We start from the raw sequence: 16,489 nt of genomic DNA on the forward strand, positions 1-16,489 counted from the left end.
CATCCACTCACCCTCCGGCGGGCAGACCGGACGTCCGGGGGGCGTTGGCCAGGTGGGCCCCCACACGCTTGACCATCAGCGTCATCTCGTACGCCACCTGGCCCACGTCGGAGTCGGAGTCGGCCAGCACGGCGAGACAACTGCCGTCGCCGGCGGCCGTGACGAACAGGAACGCCTCGTCGAGTTCGACGACGGTCTGGCGGACACGGCCCGCGTCGAAGTGGCGTCCGACGCCCTTGGCGAGACTGTGGAAACCGGAGGCGACGGCTGCCAGATGTTCGGCGTCCTCCCGGGTCAGGTCCTTGGACGTGCCGGTGGGAAGGCCGTCGCTGGAGAGCACCAGCGCCTTGCGGATGGAGCCGACGCGCTCGACGAGTTCGTCGAGGAGCCAGTTGAGTTCGCCGGATCCCTGGCGTGCGGCGTGGGGTGCTGCGGCGTTCGGTGCGGTCATCGACCGTCCCCTCCCGGAGTGGTTCCTTGCGCTGTCTCACCGGAGCCGGTCACGTCCTCGGCGTTCTGCCGGCGGCCGCGCTGCCAGCCGCGCTGAAGCGATGCCATGCGCGTGCGCACCTCGTCCGCGTCCCGCTCGATGTCCTCGGCGGACTCCGTACCGGCCGGCTCTGGAGCGCGGCCGCCGGAGACGTCGCGCAGCTGCGGAGCGAGGCTGGCCTGCCGGACCCGGCGGGGCAGCCCGCCCACGGTCCCCGGCTGCGAGGACGGTGCGGCGGAGGGGGAGGAAGGTGCAGTCGATGGCGTCGACGCAGGCGGTGCCGGCACGGGTGCGAGTGCGGACGTGGCGGGCTCGGTCGGTCTCCGGAAGCCGGTGGGCTGCCGGGGTTCGGTGGGCCGCCGGGTCTCGGCGGCGGGCTGCCGGGAGCCTGTGGCGGGCTTCCCGGAATCGTGCGGCGACGCACCGGCTCCGGCGCGTGAGCGCTCCGGGCCGGTGGTCGTGGGGTGCGCGCGGCCGGTCTCGCCGGCCCGGTGGCCGCGGCCGCCGAGCGGCGTCGGCGGCTTGCGGCGGGGCAGCGGCACCGGGCCGTCCGGGCGCACCGCCCGGACGTCGGCCGTGTCATCGGCGGCCTGCTGGTGCTGGTCGCGGTCGCCGTCGCGGCGGACACCGCGGGCGCGGAAGATGCCGCCGCGCTCGCTCTCGGTGTCGTCGATGTCGGACACCCCGTCGAGTACCGGGGTCAGCATCGGGTCCATGACGGGGGCGAGTACGGGGTCGGTCTCGAAGTCGAGGGCCTCGACCGGGCCTTCGAGCTCGACCGGCCCGTCAAGGACGGACGGGCCGACGCGGCCGGCCGGGACCGGGGCGAGGCTCCTGGGCCCCGCGCCGCCCGTGCTCCGGTCCGCCACGCCGTCCCTACGGTCCTTGTCGCTGCGCGGACTCGCGTCGCCCGGGCGGCCGCTGCCGATCGCCTTGTCGGCGCGGCGGTCGAGCCTGAATCCGGAGCCGTGCGTCTCCGGCGCGTCGGTGAGCAGGGCCGCCGGCATGAAGACGACGGCGGTGGTTCCTCCGTACGGAGACGTCTGCAGGGAGACGCGGACGTTCTGCCGCTGTGCCAGTCGGCTGACCACGAAGAGGCCGAGCCGGTCGGTGTCGGAGAGCTCGAACTCGGGGGTCTCGGCGAGCCGCAGATTGGCGTCCAGCAGGACTTCGGGGGGCATGCCCAGTCCGCGGTCGTGGATTTCGAGGGTGAAGCCGTTGGCGACCCGCTCGCCGTGCACCTGGACCGCGGTGTGCGGGGGCGAGAACACCGTGGCGTTCTCCAGGAGTTCGGCGATGAGATGGGTGAGGTCGGCGACGGCGGGACCGCCGACGCCGATCCGCGGCAGGCGGCGGACCTCGATCCGCTCGTAGTCCTCGACCTCGGCGACCGCTGCCCTCACGACGTCCATCAGCTGGATCGGTTTGCGCCACTGCCGGGACGGCGCCGCGCCGGACAGGATCACGAGTCCCTCGGCGTGCCGCCGCATGCGGGTGGTGAGGTGGTCGAGGCGGAAGAGGTCGGCAAGCTCCTCGGTGTTCTCGGTGCGGCGCTCCATGGCGTCCAGGAGCGTCAACTGCCGGTGCAGCAGCACCTGGTTGCGGCGGGCGAGGTTGACGAAGACCTCGGATACGCCGCGTCGCACGTCGGCCTGTTTGACCGCGGCCTCGACGGCGGCGCGCTGCAGGGTGTTGAGCGCCTGGCCGACCTGGCCGATCTCGTCCTTCTCGTACGTGAGATGCGGGGCCTCGGTCTCGACGTCCACGTGCTCGCCCGCGGCGAGGCGGCGCATCACGCTCGGCAGCCGTACGCCGGAGACCTCGTGGGCGTCCTTGCGGAGCCGGGAGAGGTCGCGGACGAGTTCGCGGCCTATGCGTACGGAGACGAAGACGGAGACGAGCAGGGCGAGGAAGCCGAGGACACCGGCCACACCGGCCTTGATCAGGACGCTGCGGCTCGCCGGCGTGCTGCGGTCCTGGAAGCGGTTGGTCATCTCGGTCGAGTCGTTGGCCAGCCGGTCGAGGACCGGCGGGGCGACCTCCTGCCAGCGTTCGGCGTCGACCGCACGGGGGGCGCCGGCCGGGCCGGCGGCGAGGATCTTGTTCTCGGCCGTGCGCAGCGGTTCGCTGTCCGGACTCGCCCAGTACTGCTCGACGCGTCGGCGCTCCGCCGGCGGGAGGACCTCGGTGTTGATCTCGTAGAGCAGCTTGCGGTTGGCGACGAGGTCGGAGATCTGCCTCAGCTCGGGCGCGTCGAACCGTCCGGCAATGAGCGCCGAGGCGACCAGGGCGTCCTCCCGGGAGAGCATTTCGCGGGCCCGGGATATGCCGGCCAGCGCACGCACCTGCTGGTCCATCGACACGTTCTCCGTCATGTGGAGGCCGGTCAGAAAGTGATAGCAGGGGTCGATGAGACGGTTGTAGAACTCCAGCGCCTGGCCGCGGTCGATGGTGCGCCGCTCGACCGAGTCGCGGAGTGTGCCAAGGCCTTCGACCGCGCTGAGAACCGCATTGAGCTGCGCCTCGGCATCGGGGCCCAGCGCGTCCCGAATGCCCTTCTGCCGAGCGCTCTCCTTGACGTCCGCCACGACCCGGTCGGTGGCGGCCCGTTGGCGGCGCAGCAGGGGAAGGGCATCGGAGGCGCGGGGGTCGGCGAGGAAGACGAGTGTCCGGCGGCGCTCGTCCTGAATGCCGCGGACGGTGTCCTCGAGGGGACGGCCGACCTGCTCCACGACGTTGCTCGCGCCCATCAGATCGCCGGCTTCGCGGCCGGTCAGAAAGGTGGCGAAGACCCACAGTGCGGTGAGGGAGACGAGCGGCACGAGCAGCAACGCCACGATCTTCCTGCGGATGGACTTTCCGCGAAAGCGCATGGCCTCCCCCAGCTCGGCCCCGCACAGCGGGGTGGTGTTCCGTCAATAAACGGCGCGAGCCTACTACTGCCGCACAGCCAACTCGAAGACATGTCCGGACTGTTTTCAGCCGCGCTCCCGATGGTTGATCATGAGTTGTCGCGGCGTTCCAGGAGATGAATTCCGCGAAAGCGGCAGAAGAGACCCCACACGGCCCCGTAACCCCTCGGCCATCAGTTGGCCGGAACTATGCGTTCCACGAGGGATCGGGGGAATCTTCACCACCGGTCACTCGTCTGTCTGTACGAGGGACGGGGAGTGCGGGACGCACGTATGGCAGGACGGTGGGGTCCGCCCGCGTAGAAACGGCGCATGCCGGGCAGCAACCCTGAAGTCGGACAGCGGTGGGGAGTTGAGGGTCCTTGGACACGGAAGAGCGTCGGAGCCCGGTGTCGACGGGGAGCGGGACAGGGATCCCACGTCAGCCGTTGTGGGTCGAGGAGCCCGCGATACGGTGGCGAATGCCGGATCCGGTGCGCACGGCGGCCGTGCGTGCCGTGCTCATCATGTCGCTGACGATCATTCAGGCCATGGTGGCTCTGCTGTGCACGATGACGGGTTCCTGGCTGGCGTTCCCCATGCTGCTGAGCAGTGTGGGCAGCACGGTGGTCGCGACCTGGTCGGTGCTGGACGTATGGGTGACCCGTCAGGTCTGGAATCAGCGCCATGGTGTGGTGTCCGTGCCGAGCAGTTCGGCGCGGCGGCTGCGCCGGGAACGGCGCGCGGCGCGACGGACGGCCCGCGCTGCGGAGCGGGAGCGCGCGCGGATACGCCGCCGGGGCGCGAGCAGCCTGTCCCGGGCTTGAGCACGCGCTCCGACGGGGAGTTGGGGTCAGTCGTCGGTCGTGGTGCCGGGGACCCGGGAGGATTCCGGGACCTGTGGGGTCGCAGGACTCTCCTGCGTCTGCTGAGGGATCCCCGCGGTCTCGGTCACCGCTGACGCCTCGGGCGTCGTCGGGGTGCGCTTGAACATGCGGGTGGCGGTGATCTCGCCGTGCACCGTCTCGCCGTTCGGGTCCTGCTGCGGCAGACCGGGGCGCAGATGCTCCTCCACGCTGATGTACTTCAGGCCCGCCCGCAGGTCCGCGTCATTGCGCAACCGGATGACCAGCGGGAATTCCGCGAGGGCGGTCGTGTCGAACAGGCCCGTGGTGTAAAGCAGTTGTACGCCGAGGGCGTCCGACACCGCGCGCTGGAGCTCCAGCAGATACGTGGCATTGGCGCGGCCGATGGGGTTGTCGAGGAAGAGCGTGCCCGCATGGCGATGCTGGTGCCGGTCGCGGCCCCGGTCGTTGCTGCGGAGCGCGGCCATCGTGCAGTACAGGGCGATGGCCGCGGTGAGCAGCTGACCACCGGAGAAGACGTCGCCCATCTGACCGACCGGGACACGTTCGGCGCGGAGCACCGCGTCCGGCTTCAGGATCTCCACGGCGATGCCCTTGGGCTCCAGTGCCGCCTGGACGCCGCGCAGCAGGAGGGACATGCCGTCGCGGCGCAGATCGGAGTTCTTCCTGAGAGCGGCGCGGGTGGCCTCGTCGATCACTTCGCCGAGCCGCTCGGTGAGCGTTGCCTGGTCGGGCTCCTCGAAGCGGATCCGGAGGAACTCCTGACCGGACCACTCCCCCAGCCCCTCGGGGAGCTGGGAGAGCCGCTGGGCGGAGCGCAGAGTGGTGAGCGCGGACTCCACGAGCCCGCGCAGCCGGTCGACGATGGAGTCGCGGTTGCGCTCCAGCTGGGCCAGCTCGTCGGTGAGGACACGGAGGCGGGGGGCGAAGGCGGCGGCCCACTTCTCGGCGTGCTCGGGCAGGGCGGCTGCCGGGAGTTCACGGATCTGCTGGCGGGCCGGGGTACGGACCTGCTCGTAGCGGGTGGAGTTGGCGTGCCGTACGAGCACGTCGCTCGCGTCGCGCACCGCGCTCTCCGCCGCGGAGAGGTCCGCGGCGCAGCCGCGCAGTGAGCGGCGGGCCTCGGCGGCGGACTGCCGTGCCTCGTCGAGACTGCCCGGGTACGGATCCGGGGACTCGGGCTCGTCGTCCGCGCCGTGGTCCCTGAGCAGGTCGCGCAGGAGGGCCGCGGTCTCGTCGAAGCCGCCGGCGGAGGCCTCGGCGGTGCGGTGGGCGTGCAGCAGCTCGCCATGTACGGCGCGGGCTGTGTCCAGGGCGCCGATGGCGGTGCCGAGTTCGGCCGTGGCGGTACGCAGGAGGTCCTGGGCCTGCTCGGCGTCGGCGGGGGCCAGCTCGTCGGGGAGCTCGGTGTGGTGGGTCTCGCCGTCGGCCGGGGCCAGGCGCTCGGCCTCGCCGCGCAGCCGGCCGAGCTGCTCGCTCGCCGTGGACGCCCGGGTCTCCAGGAGCTGGACCAGGGACTCGGCGCGGGCGGCGGCAGCCTGCCGGGACGGGCCGTCGGCGCCGTCGGTGCCTTCGAGGAGCTGGGCGGCCCGGCTGCGGACCTTGTTGGTGAGCCGGTCCAGCTCGGCGAGGGCGGCGCTCTCGTCGCTCTCGGCGCGGGCCTGTTCGGCGCGCAGGTCGGCGCCGACGCCCACCTTCTCGTACAGCTGGGATGCGGCCCGGTACGCCTCGCGCAGGGCGGGGAGGGCGGGACGCGGGGCGTCGCCCCCGGGCTCCGGGAGGTTCTCCGGGGCGCCCGCGATCTCGGCGCGTTCGGCCCGCAGGGCGCGGGCGGTGCGGCGGGCGTCGTCGGCGGCGCGCTGGGCGGCCCTGCGGTCCTCGTCGGCCGCGCGGGCCCGCTCCAGGCAGACGGTGGCCCGGGCCTCGGACTCGGCTGCCTCTTCGGTCAGTTCGCGCAGCTTGGTCTGCCAGGCGGCGCGCTCGCGAAGACGGTGGGCCAGGCCCGCGAGGGCGTCGGCGGCGCGACGGGCCCGCTGGGCGGCCTCCTGGCGCTCGTCGCGGACACGGGCGGTGTCCGCGGCGGCTTCGTCGGCCTCGGCGCGCACCGTACGGGCCTCGGCAAGGGTGGCCCGGGCCGTCTCGGCTGCTGTGCGGGCGGTGCGCGCGGCTTCGGCGAGCTCGGCGAGCATGCCGGGCGGGCAGTCGGCGCGCCAGGAGCCGATGCGGGCGGCGAGCGACCGGTCGCCGGTGAGGCGGGCAGCGAGCGTACGGATGTCCTCGTCGCGTGCGGCCGCCCGGCTTCTGAGCGCCTGCCGCTCCTCGTCGGCGGCGTGCTCGTCGTGCATCGCGGGGTTCGGCGGGACGAGGAACACGCCGTCCGCGTCGAAGCCTGTTCCGGTCGCCGGTACGGGGGCCAGCAGCGCGGCTGTGGTGCCGACGGCGACGGCGGAGCGCGGCAGCAGGGCGGCGCTGCCCAGGACTTCGCGGGCGCGGGCGTGCGAGTCGGTGTCGGTGATGACCACGCCGTCGACGAGCTCGGGACGGGCGGCGAGCACCGCCGCGTGGTCGGCGGGGTCGACGGCCTGGGCGAGGTAGCGCCAGCCGGGCAGGGCGGGGATGCCGTGCTCGCCGAGGTATTCGACGGTGGCGAGGACGTCGGGCCCGGGCGGCAGCAGCCCGCCGTCGCCGAGCGCGCCGAGGATGCGGGAGTCGTCGGCAGCCGCGGTGCGCAGTTCGAAGAGGCGCCGTTCGGCGGCGGAGATGCCCTGATCGAGCAGGTCCCGCAGTTCGTCGGCGCTGCGGTCGAGCTCCTCGGCGGTGAGGGGCCGTTCGGTGGCGACGGTGTGAGCGGCGCCGTCACCGTGGTCGGCGTCGGCCGCCGGCCGGTCGGATCCGGCGGCCGCGGTGCCGGTGGAGTCCCCATGGCGGTCCCGGGATGCGCCATGAGGACCGGTGGCATGCGCTTCGGCGATGTCCGCCGCCGTGCCCGGCTCGATTCCGGCGGTGCCCCGGCGGGGCCGCGGTACTCCGGTGCCGTGAGCCTGGGGCAGGCCCAGCAGGTCCGCGAGGCGAGGGTCGGCGGCGATCGACTCGGCGGCCCTGAACTCGGCCTCGTACGACTGTTGCGCCGCCTGCGCACCGTCGGCGGCCCGCGCCGCGGCCAGCTCGGCCCGGCTCTCGGCGGCCGCCGCTTCCCTGGCCCGGTCGGCGGCGGCGACGGCGGCCTCCCTGGCGGTGTTCCACGCGGCGACGGTGGACTTCTCGGCGTCGCTCGCCGCGAGGGCGGCGCGCGCCGGGTCGGCGTCCGGAGCGGTGTTGTCGAGCCAGCCCGCCCGTACGGCCTCGGCGGTCTCCTGCTCGACCTCGGCGAGGCGCTGGCGCAGATGTCCGGCCTCGCTGCGGGCGCGCTGGGCCTCGGTGGCGGCGGTGGTGGCGTCCCGGTGGGCGGTCTCGCCCGCGGCCTGAAGGGTGTCGGAGCGCTCCTCCTCCTCGTTGGCCACCTGCTCGCCGGCCTCGGCTGCGGTGTGCAGCGCGCGTACGAGGTCGGCGGCGGCCGTGGCCCGGGCGGCGAGCGCCGGTGCGGCGTCGCGCTCGGCCTCGCGGATGGCGGCGGCGACGCGCGCGGACCGGTCGGCGGCGGCGCGGTGGCGCAGCACGGCTTCGGCTGCCTGCCAGGCGGAGTGCAGGGTGCGGGCGTCGGCCAGTTCCCGGCGCTGGGCGGCGGCGCCCTTCTCGGCCGCGGCCAGCGCCAGGGACGCGTGCCGGTAGGCGAGCTCGGCGGCGATGAGCGCGCTGCGGCTGCGGGCCTCCTCGGCGGCGGTGACGGTGTGCGCGGCGCCCGTCACCTGCTGGGCGAGGTCGGCGGTGCGGCCGCGCTCCTCGGCGGCCCGGGCGGAGAGCCTGCGCGCGAGGGTACGGGTACGGCGCTCGGCGCCCGCGTGGACGTCACGGGTGCGGGAACGGGTGTCTGCGGCCTCGACGATCCGGCCGAGCAGATCGACCGAGCCCGCGGTGAAGTCGCGTTCCGCGGTCAGTTCGGCCCGGCGGCCCAGCTTGTTGCCGAAGCCGCTGACGAGGTCGGCGAGGCCGTCCGTGTCCCGGGTGTCGGTGACGGCGCGGAGCAGCAGGTCAGTGAAGTCGGAGTCCTTCTTGACCGCGAAGAGCCCCGCGGCCTCGCCCTCGTCGGCGTTCATCTCGCGCTGGTAGCGGAAGAGTTCGGGGTCGAGACCGAGGTCGCCGAGGTGCTCGTTCCACCGGTCGTGGATCTCTTCCCAGTACACATCGAGGTGCTGGTAGAACTTGCCCGCGTCCGTGAGGGCGTCCCGGAAGCCCTTCATGGTGCGTCGCCTGCCCTGGGCCCCGGAGGTGCCTTCGACGGGGCGTCCGACGGCGGTGGCCTCGGCGACCGGCAGCGAGTCAAGACTGAGCCCGGGCCCGGGGCGGAAGGAGTACCAGGCTTCGGCGAACTTCCGCGGGTCGTTGGAGACCTGCCGCCCGCGCCACTCGCTGACCTTGCCGACGACCACGCACTCGCCGGTGAGGGTGTGCTGCCACTCCAGGGCCACATGGCCGCAGTCGTCGGCGAGCAGGAACTTGCGCAGGACGCCGGAGCTGGCGCCGCCCAGGGTGTTGCGGTGGCCCGGCAGCATCACCGAGAAGATCAGCTTCAGCAGGACGGACTTGCCGCCGCCGTTCTCCAGGAAGAGCACACCGGCGGGCGCGGGGCGGCGCGGCGGGCCGACCGGCTCCTCCTCGAAGAACTCCGCCTGGGCCGGGGCGGGGTGGGGCACGGGCTCGCCCACTCCGCGCAGGTCAAGCACGGTGTCGGCGTAGCGCGCACCGGCAGGCCCGATGGAGTAGAGGCGGACCCGGGACAGCTCGTACATGGCGGCGGACTCTCGTCGTTCGGAAAGCAGAAGGGGGGGCGGCGGTGGGGTGCTCAGGCGTGGAAGGGCAGACCTGCGTCGGCCGCCAGTTCCAGGTCGTCGCCGTGGGGCGGCGGCAGCAGCGTCGCCGCGCCGTCCGTGACGGGTACGACGCCGAGCTCCAGCAGTTCGGCCATGGCGGCGGTGCCCGCCATGTCACGGACCTGCAGTTGGTAGCGGGCGGTGGTACGGAAAGCGCCTCCGGCGTCGTCCCCGGTGCGCTGGAGGAAGCCGGAATCGGTGAGGAAGGCGACGGCCTTCCCGACGATGCCGGTTGTCGAGCCGGCCAGCCGCCGGGCGTCCTTCGTCGCGCCGGTCGCGCTGCGCCGGGCGTAGATCCGCCAGGCCGCTTCCAAGCCGGGGGCGTCGGTCGCCGGGTCGGTGTTGTCGCCGTGCTCCTCGGCGCGCTCCTCCAGGCGGTGGCAGGCCTGGCGTACGAACGCGTCGACGCCGTTGACCGTGATCCGGCCGATGTACGCGTCGTCGGCGAGGTCCTCGGGGCGTGGGAAGGCCATGGCGGCGACGGCGAGGTGGGCCAGTCCGTGCAGGAAGCGGTCGGCGGAGTCGGAGGAGGCACGGCGGGCGTAGTCGCCCATGCGGACGGCGAAGACCGAGTCCTCGCCCGCCGTCACGGCCATGCCGGCCCGGGTGGACACCTCCAGGACGACGAGTCCGAGTCCGGTGGCCACGGCATCGGCGAGCCTGGCGAAGGGGGTCTCCTCGCGGTAGCGGCGCAGCAGCTCCGCGTATTCGGCGTCGCGGGCGGGCAACAGCTTGGGCTGCAGTCCGAAGGCGACGAGCCGGGCGGCGTCGGCGGCGTCGGCCGGGGTGACGGCGGTGGGCGCCGTCGTCTCGTGGGCGGCTTCGCCGTCGGTTGCGTACCCGGCGGTCGGCTCGCCCCACGCGTCGGTGTGCTCTGCGCGGTGGTCGCTCACGACGGTCGCTCCTCGGTGCGGAAGTTCGGTGGTACGGGGTGGACGGCGCCGGCGCCGGCGTCGGCGCACGCGGAGGCGCCCGGCCGGAGATGGGCGGGATGGGGACGCGGGCGGACCCGGCGTCCGCGCCGGGTCATGCCGCCTCCGAGCGGTCCGCGGCCATTCCGGCCGCGTCCAGCAGGGCCATGCCCACGATCAGATCGGCGCCGCCGAACTCCGGGTCGTCGAGCTCGGTCCCGTCGTCGACGGCGAACAGCAGGCGCCGCTCTCCCTGCCGGTAGGCCGTGCCGACCGGCGGGGATGCCGCGTGGACGGCCAGAAGAGCGACCAGATAGGGCAGGTCCGGATCGCGCCGCCGGGCCTCGGCGAGGAGCCCGGAGAGCCGGCGGGGTGCGTCGTGCTCCAGATCGAGGAGGTGCATGGCGCTCGCGAGCTGCTCCTCGCTGAACCTGCTGTCGTCCGGGGTTGCGATCAGGTCCGGCTCGGGCATCTCGGCGCCCAGGTGCTCCCGCTCGACGGGCGGGGTGAGCAGCATGTCGACCAGGTCGCCCACCCGGACCGACGGGGGCGTGCGCAGCCCCGTGCCGTGGGCGAAGAACGCGTCGGTGACGCGGGTGGCCTGCTCGACGGGGAGCGGCAGCAGCGGGGCGACCAGCTGCCCGTACAGGTCGAGTCCGGTCCTGGCCGTGGGGGTGGCGAACGCCTGCCGGTCCTGCTCGGCGCGGAACAGCGGTCCGGCCTCCAGCAGGCGGGACTGGAGCTGGGTGTGGCGGCGGATGCAGTCCTTGACGATGTCGACGAGCTCGGCGGCGCGGCGCTTGTGCTCCGGGTCCTCCGCCTCGTCCCGGGCCTTGCGGATGTTGGTGAGGATCGCGTTCTCGTGGCGGTAGCGGTCGGCCACGTGGTCCAGCGCCTCGGCGATCATGTCGGGCACGGCGTTGAGCCAGTCGACGGCCCTGACGTTGCGCCGGGTCGCCTCCAGCGTCCTGCGGAGGGTCTGCGCGTACTGCACGGTGCGGTAGCGGGCCTGTTCGGCGGCGAGCTGCGCGTCGGCCAGGCGGCCCCTGCTGATCAGGACCTCCAGCTTCACCTCGGCGGCGATCTGGGCGCTGGTGACGTCCGTGTCGAGGGCTCCGACCAGCACGTTGACCGCTTCGTCGGTGGCCCGCAGGTAGACGCTGCCGCCGTATCCCGGTACCTCTTCGATCAGCTTGAAGTCGTAGTCCCTGCGGACATAGACGCCGTCGGGGCCGAAGGTGCCGTACACCGCACGGAAACCGCGGTCCACGCTTCCGACGTTGATCAGGTTCTCCAGCACCCAGCGGGCCACCCGCTCATGCTCCGCGGCAGGGCGGCGCGGGGCCTGGGCCGCGACGCGCGGGAGCACCCTGGTCACTATCTGCTCGTGGTCGGCGCCCGTGTCGAAGTCCATGTTGAGCGTGACCAGGTCGATGACGGCGAGCGCCACCTCCGCCATCGAGTAGACCGTGTACTCACCGGCCAGATTCGCCTTGCGCACGTCGAGGTCGTGCAGCGGCGCCGTGCAGGCGAGCGCGCGCAGCCGCCGCGCGAGCCCCTCGTCGGCGGCCGGGCCCGTGGCAGGCCGCGGCCCCGCGCTGAGCTGGGGCGCAGCGTTGTCCGTGTAGGCAGGCGAAGTCACGCTGCACAGATTAGGTCCTCACACTGACAACGGTCGAAACGGCGCAGAAGCTACCGGTTGCCCCATCGCCGGCCGGACCGCACCACGGCCGGCCGCAGCGCGGCGGCGGAACGTGACAGGCACCACTCCGCGGCCGTCCGGGCGTTCGCAGCCCCGCCGAGGTCACCCAGGTTCCGGCGCCGGCGGGTCCCCGCGCCGCCGGGTCCCGTAGCCTCCGCCGCCCGGTGTGCGCAGGACCAGCACATCGCCGGGGGCCAGCTCGGCCGTGTCGCACCCCTTCAGCGAGGTGACCGCCTGCCCGCCGGCGCGCTCGATGTGCTGGCTGCCCAGCGCGCCCGGTCCGCCGCCCGCCATGCCGTACGGCGGGACGCGGCGGTGCCCGGAGAGCAGCGCCACCGTGACGGGTTCGAGGAACCGGAGTCTGCGTTCCACCCCGCACCCGCCGTGCCAGCGGCCCGTTCCCCCGCTTCCTTCGCGCACCTGGAAGCTCTCCAGCAGCACCGGGTAGCGCCATTCGAGGACTTCGGGGTCGGTGAGGCGGGAGTTGGTCATATGGGTCTGCACCGCGTCGGTGCCGTCGAAGCCGTCGCCCGCGCCCGACCCGCTGGCCACCGTCTCGTAGTACTGCACACGGTCGTTGCCGAAGGTCAGGTTGTTCATGGTGCCGGAGCCCTCGGCCTGGACGGCGAGCGCCGCGTACAGCGCGCCCGTGACGGCCTGGGAGGTCTCCACATTGCCCGCGACGGTGGCCGCGGGGTGGACGGGCGCCAGCATCGAGCCCTCCGGGATCCTGACCTCCAGGGGTTCGAGGCAGCCGCTGTTGAGCGGGATGTCGTCGGCGACCAGGGTCCGGAAGACGTACAGCACGGCGGCCATGACGACGGACTTCGGGGCGTTGAAGTTCCCCGGCTGCTGCGGTGAGGTGCCGGTGAAGTCGACGACGGCACTGCGGGCGGCACGGTCCACGGTCAGCGCGACGTCGATCACCGCGCCGTTGTCGGTCTCGTAGCGGTACGAACCGTCGCGCAGGTCCGCGATGATCCGGCGTACGGACTCCTCGGCGTTGTCCTGCACATGGCCCATGTATGCGTCGACGACCTCGGGGCCGAACTGGTCCACCATGCGCCGCAGTTCCGCGATGCCCTTCTCGTTGGCGGCGATCTGGGCGCGCAGGTCGGCGAGATTGGTGTCCGGGTCGCGCGACGGATACGCGGCGCCGGTGAGCAGGTCCCGGGTCCCGGCCTCACGGAACGTGCCGCGCCGCACCAGCAGCCAGTTGTCGAACAGCACCCCTTCCTCGTCGATGGTGCGGCTGAAGGCGGGCATCGACCCGGGGGTGATGCCGCCGATCTCGGCGTGATGGCCGCGTGACGCCACCAGGAACCGCAGCCCGGAGCGACCGTCGCCGGGCGTCCCGCGGCTGTCGAACACCGGCGTCACGACGGTCACATCGGGCAGATGCGTGCCCCCGTGGTACGGGTCGTTGATGGCGTACACATCGCCGGGGCGCATCGTGTCGCCGTTGCGCCGCAGCACCTCCTTGATGGACTCCCCCATCGAGCCGAGGTGCACCGGAATGTGCGGGGCGTTGGCGATCAGATTGCCGGCCGCGTCGAACAGAGCGCAGGAGAAGTCGAGCCGCTCCTTGATGTTGACGGAGTGGGCGGTGTTCTCCAGGCGTACGCCCATCTGCTCGGCGATCGACATGAAGAGGTTGTTGAACACCTCCAGCATGACGGGGTCCACCCGCGTCCCGATCGCGGTCCGGCCGGGGCGCGGACGGACCCGGGTGAGCAGCAGATGGCCGGTGTCGCCGATGGTGGCCTGCCAGCCCGGGTCGACGACGGTGGTGGCATCGGCCTCGGCGATCACGGCGGGACCGGTCACGGCGTCCGACGGGTGCAGGGCCGCGCGCCGGTGGAGCGGGGTGTCCTGCCATCGGCCTTCGGCGAACATCCGCACCGTGTCGTGCGGGTGCGGTGCACCCTCACGGGCCGGTCGGTCCACCGGGTGCGGTACGTGCCGGCCGGCCGCGCCGGTCGCCTCGACCGACACCGTCTCGACGAGCAGGGGCCGGTCCATGGTGAAGCCGTAGCGGGCGCGGTGTTCCGCCGTGAACGCCTCCGTCATCGCGGGCGCGGTGTCCAGGTCGACGGGCAGGCTCGCGTCCGTACCCGCGTAGCGCAGGAACACCCGGGCGTGTGTACGGATCGCGCTGTCCGGGAGGCCGTCGGTGCGCAGTTCGGCGCGGGTGCGGGCGGCCAGCTCCTCGTGGAGCTCGGCCAGCCGGGTCCGTGTCCCCTCGTCGTCCAGCCCGGCCTCGACCGACTGCTCGCGCATGGCGGTGGCGTCGGCGAGACCGATGCCGTAGGCGGACAGCACCCCGGCCAGCGGCGGGACGAGGACCGTGTCGATGCCGAGTGCGTCGGCGACGGCGCAGGCGTGCTGGCCGCCTGCCCCGCCGAAGGAGGTGAGGGCGTAGCGGGTGATGTCGTGGCCGCGTTCCACGGAGATCTTCTTGACCGCGTTCGCCATGTTGAGCACGGCGATCTCCAGGAATCCGGCCGCTACCTCGGCGGCGGTACGGCGTGTTCCGGTGGCCCGGGCCACCTCGTCGGCGAGTTCGCCGAAGCGCTCGCGCACCACATCGGCGTCGAGCGGAAGATCTCCGTCCGGCCCGAAGACGGCGGGGAAGTGCGCGGGCTGGACCCGACCGAGCATCACATTGGCGTCGGTGACGGTGAGCGGCCCGCCGCGGCGGTAGCAGGCCGGGCCGGGGACGGCGCCCGCGGAGTCGGGTCCCACCCGGTAGCGCCGGCCGTCGAAGTGCAGGACGGAGCCGCCGCCTGCCGCGACGGTGTGGATGTTCATCATGGGGGCGCGCATCCGCACACCGGCCACCTGGGTGCCGAGCTCACGCTCGAACCCGCCCGCGTAGTGCGACACATCGGTGGACGTACCACCCATGTCGAAGCCGATGACGCGGTCGAAACCCGCCTGTTCCGACGTACGGGCCATGCCGACGACGCCGCCCGCCGGGCCGGAGAGCACGGCGTCCTTGCCGCGGAAGTGCGCAGCCTCGCGCAGTCCGCCGTTGGACTGCATGAACATCAGCCGGATGGCGTCCAGTTCACAGGCGACCTCGTCGACGTACCGGCGCAGGATCGGCGACAGATAGGCGTCGACGACCGTGGTGTCGCCGCGCGGCACCAGCTTGATCAGCGGGCTGACCTCGTGGGAGCAGCTGACCTGGGTGAAACCGGCCTCACGGGCCGCAGCGGCGACCGCGGTCTCGTGTGCGGGGTGCCGGTAGCCGTGCATCAGGACGACCGCCGCGCTGCGGAATCCGTCGGCCGACGCGGCTCTCAACTGCTCCGCCGTCGCTGCCAGGTCGAGCGGCGTGACGGTCCCGCCGTGCGCGTCGATCCGTTCCGGGACCTCGATCACCCGGTCGTACACGGACTCCGGCAGCTGGATGCGGCGGTCGAAGAGGCGCGGCCTGTTCTGGTATGCAATGCGCAGGGCGTCCCGGAATCCCTCGGTGATGACCAGGACGGTCGGCTCGCCGCGCCGCTCCAGCAGCGCGTTGGTGGCGACGGTCGTACCCATCTTCACAGTGCGGACACGGTCGGCGGGCACCGGGTCGGTGGGGCCGATCCCCAGCAGCAGGCGGATCCCGGCCACGGCGGCGTCCCGGTAGCGCTCCGGGTCGTGCGAGAGAAGCTTACGGGTGACCAGGCGCCCGTCCGGATCGCGGCCCACCACGTCGGTGAACGTGCCGCCACGGTCGATCCAGAGCTCCCAGCGTCCAGTCACGCCTCCATACTGACGTGCCGTACGGACGCCGGGGCGGACGGCTCGGCGGGCAGCGTCGTGAACGTGACGGTGGCGAGCGCGCTCTGCAACGCCAGGTCGGCCCGCCGGTCCAGCAGGCCGGTCGTGCCGCGCGCCCAGTGCCGTACCTCCGCTCCTGCCAGGCAGAGCAGTTGAGGCAGCAGATCGGTGCTCCGGCGCACCAGCCATCCGGTGCCCGCCGTGGCCAGCCAGAGCAGCGAGTCGGCGCGGCTCGGCGGCGGCTGCTCCGGCTCGCGCCGGGGCGGGGCGCCGTGGGCGAGACCACGGGCGGCGAGCAGCGCGTGGAAGCCGGCTGCGACCGTGCGATGGCCGCGCTCGGACGGATGGAGCCGGTCGGCACTCCACAGCGAACGGTCCTGGACCCATGCCCCGTCCGAGGCGTGCAGGTGGACGGCGTCGTAGCGCGCGGACAGTGCATGGACGACGGCGTTCACCGCCCGCTGCCGCCGGGCCAGCGGACGGCCGAGCGGAGCGGGCAGCCCGAGTACGGCGCCGGGATCGGGCAGACAGGTCGTCAGGAGCACGGCTCCGCCCTCCGTCAGGAGCGCGCAGACTTCGTCGAGCCGCCGGGCGAGGAACCCGATGTCGAACGACCGGCGAAGGATGTCGTTGACCCCGACGACGACGGACGCGAGGTCGGGCCGGAATGCGGCGGCGGCCGGGGCCTGCTCGTCACGGACATCGCCGGCGAGCGAGCCGCTGACGGCGAAATTCCGGAACTCGACGCTCCGGCGGCCGTCACCGATCCCCTCCGCGAGCAGCGCGGCCCAGCCGCGCCGGCCGCCGGGGACGGGATCGCCGAGTCCTTCGGTGAACGAGTCCCCGAGTGCGGCGAAGCGGATCGGGGGACGGTCGGCGACGGGCCGC

Annotated in this window: 8 protein-coding genes; 1 reads left to right on the forward strand and 7 read right to left on the reverse strand. The window is 73.3% G+C overall.

Annotation, left to right across the window (positions count from 1 at the left end; all coding sequences use genetic code 11):
* Window positions 1-7 precede the first annotated feature (7 nt).
* Window positions 8-451, reverse strand: a complete 444-nt coding sequence (locus LRD69_RS03325) for a roadblock/LC7 domain-containing protein (RefSeq protein ID WP_277325042.1) — start codon at window positions 449-451, stop codon at window positions 8-10.
* Window positions 448-3,363: a nitrate- and nitrite sensing domain-containing protein gene (locus LRD69_RS03330; RefSeq protein WP_277325043.1), complete on the reverse strand. Its 2,916-nt coding sequence runs from the start codon at window positions 3,361-3,363 to the stop codon at window positions 448-450. The genes LRD69_RS03325 and LRD69_RS03330 overlap by 4 nt, the downstream gene beginning before the upstream one ends.
* 401 nt (window positions 3,364-3,764) lie before the next feature.
* On the opposite strand from LRD69_RS03330, the gene LRD69_RS03335 reads away from it, so the two are divergent.
* Entirely contained in the window at window positions 3,765-4,208 is a 444-nt protein-coding gene (locus LRD69_RS03335) for a hypothetical protein (RefSeq protein ID WP_277325044.1), read from the forward strand.
* A 26-nt stretch (window positions 4,209-4,234) separates the two neighbouring features.
* Here the strand turns inward: LRD69_RS03335 and LRD69_RS03340 are convergent, their stop codons facing one another.
* The 5 genes from LRD69_RS03340 to LRD69_RS03360 all read right to left on the reverse strand — a co-directional run bounded on the left by LRD69_RS03340 (window position 4,235) and on the right by LRD69_RS03360 (window position 16,464).
* The gene (locus LRD69_RS03340) at window positions 4,235-9,133 is read right to left on the reverse strand and encodes a hypothetical protein (RefSeq protein WP_277325045.1); all 4,899 of its coding nucleotides are present in this window, start codon (window positions 9,131-9,133) and stop codon (window positions 4,235-4,237) included.
* Between the two features lie 53 nt (window positions 9,134-9,186).
* Window positions 9,187-10,107, reverse strand: a complete 921-nt coding sequence (locus LRD69_RS03345) for a hypothetical protein (RefSeq protein ID WP_277325046.1) — start codon at window positions 10,105-10,107, stop codon at window positions 9,187-9,189.
* A 133-nt stretch (window positions 10,108-10,240) separates the two neighbouring features.
* On the reverse strand, window positions 10,241-11,767 hold the full coding sequence (locus LRD69_RS03350) for a hypothetical protein (protein WP_277325047.1): 1,527 nt from the start codon (window positions 11,765-11,767) through the stop codon (window positions 10,241-10,243).
* Between the two features lie 162 nt (window positions 11,768-11,929).
* Window positions 11,930-15,583: a hydantoinase B/oxoprolinase family protein gene (locus LRD69_RS03355; RefSeq protein WP_277325048.1), complete on the reverse strand. Its 3,654-nt coding sequence runs from the start codon at window positions 15,581-15,583 to the stop codon at window positions 11,930-11,932.
* Window positions 15,580-16,464, reverse strand: a complete 885-nt coding sequence (locus LRD69_RS03360) for an SGNH/GDSL hydrolase family protein (protein ID WP_277329609.1) — start codon at window positions 16,462-16,464, stop codon at window positions 15,580-15,582. The genes LRD69_RS03355 and LRD69_RS03360 overlap by 4 nt, the downstream gene beginning before the upstream one ends.
* Window positions 16,465-16,489 lie beyond the last annotated feature (25 nt).

Source organism: Streptomyces sp. JH14 (assembly GCF_029428675.1).
Classification (GTDB): domain Bacteria; phylum Actinomycetota; class Actinomycetes; order Streptomycetales; family Streptomycetaceae; genus Streptomyces.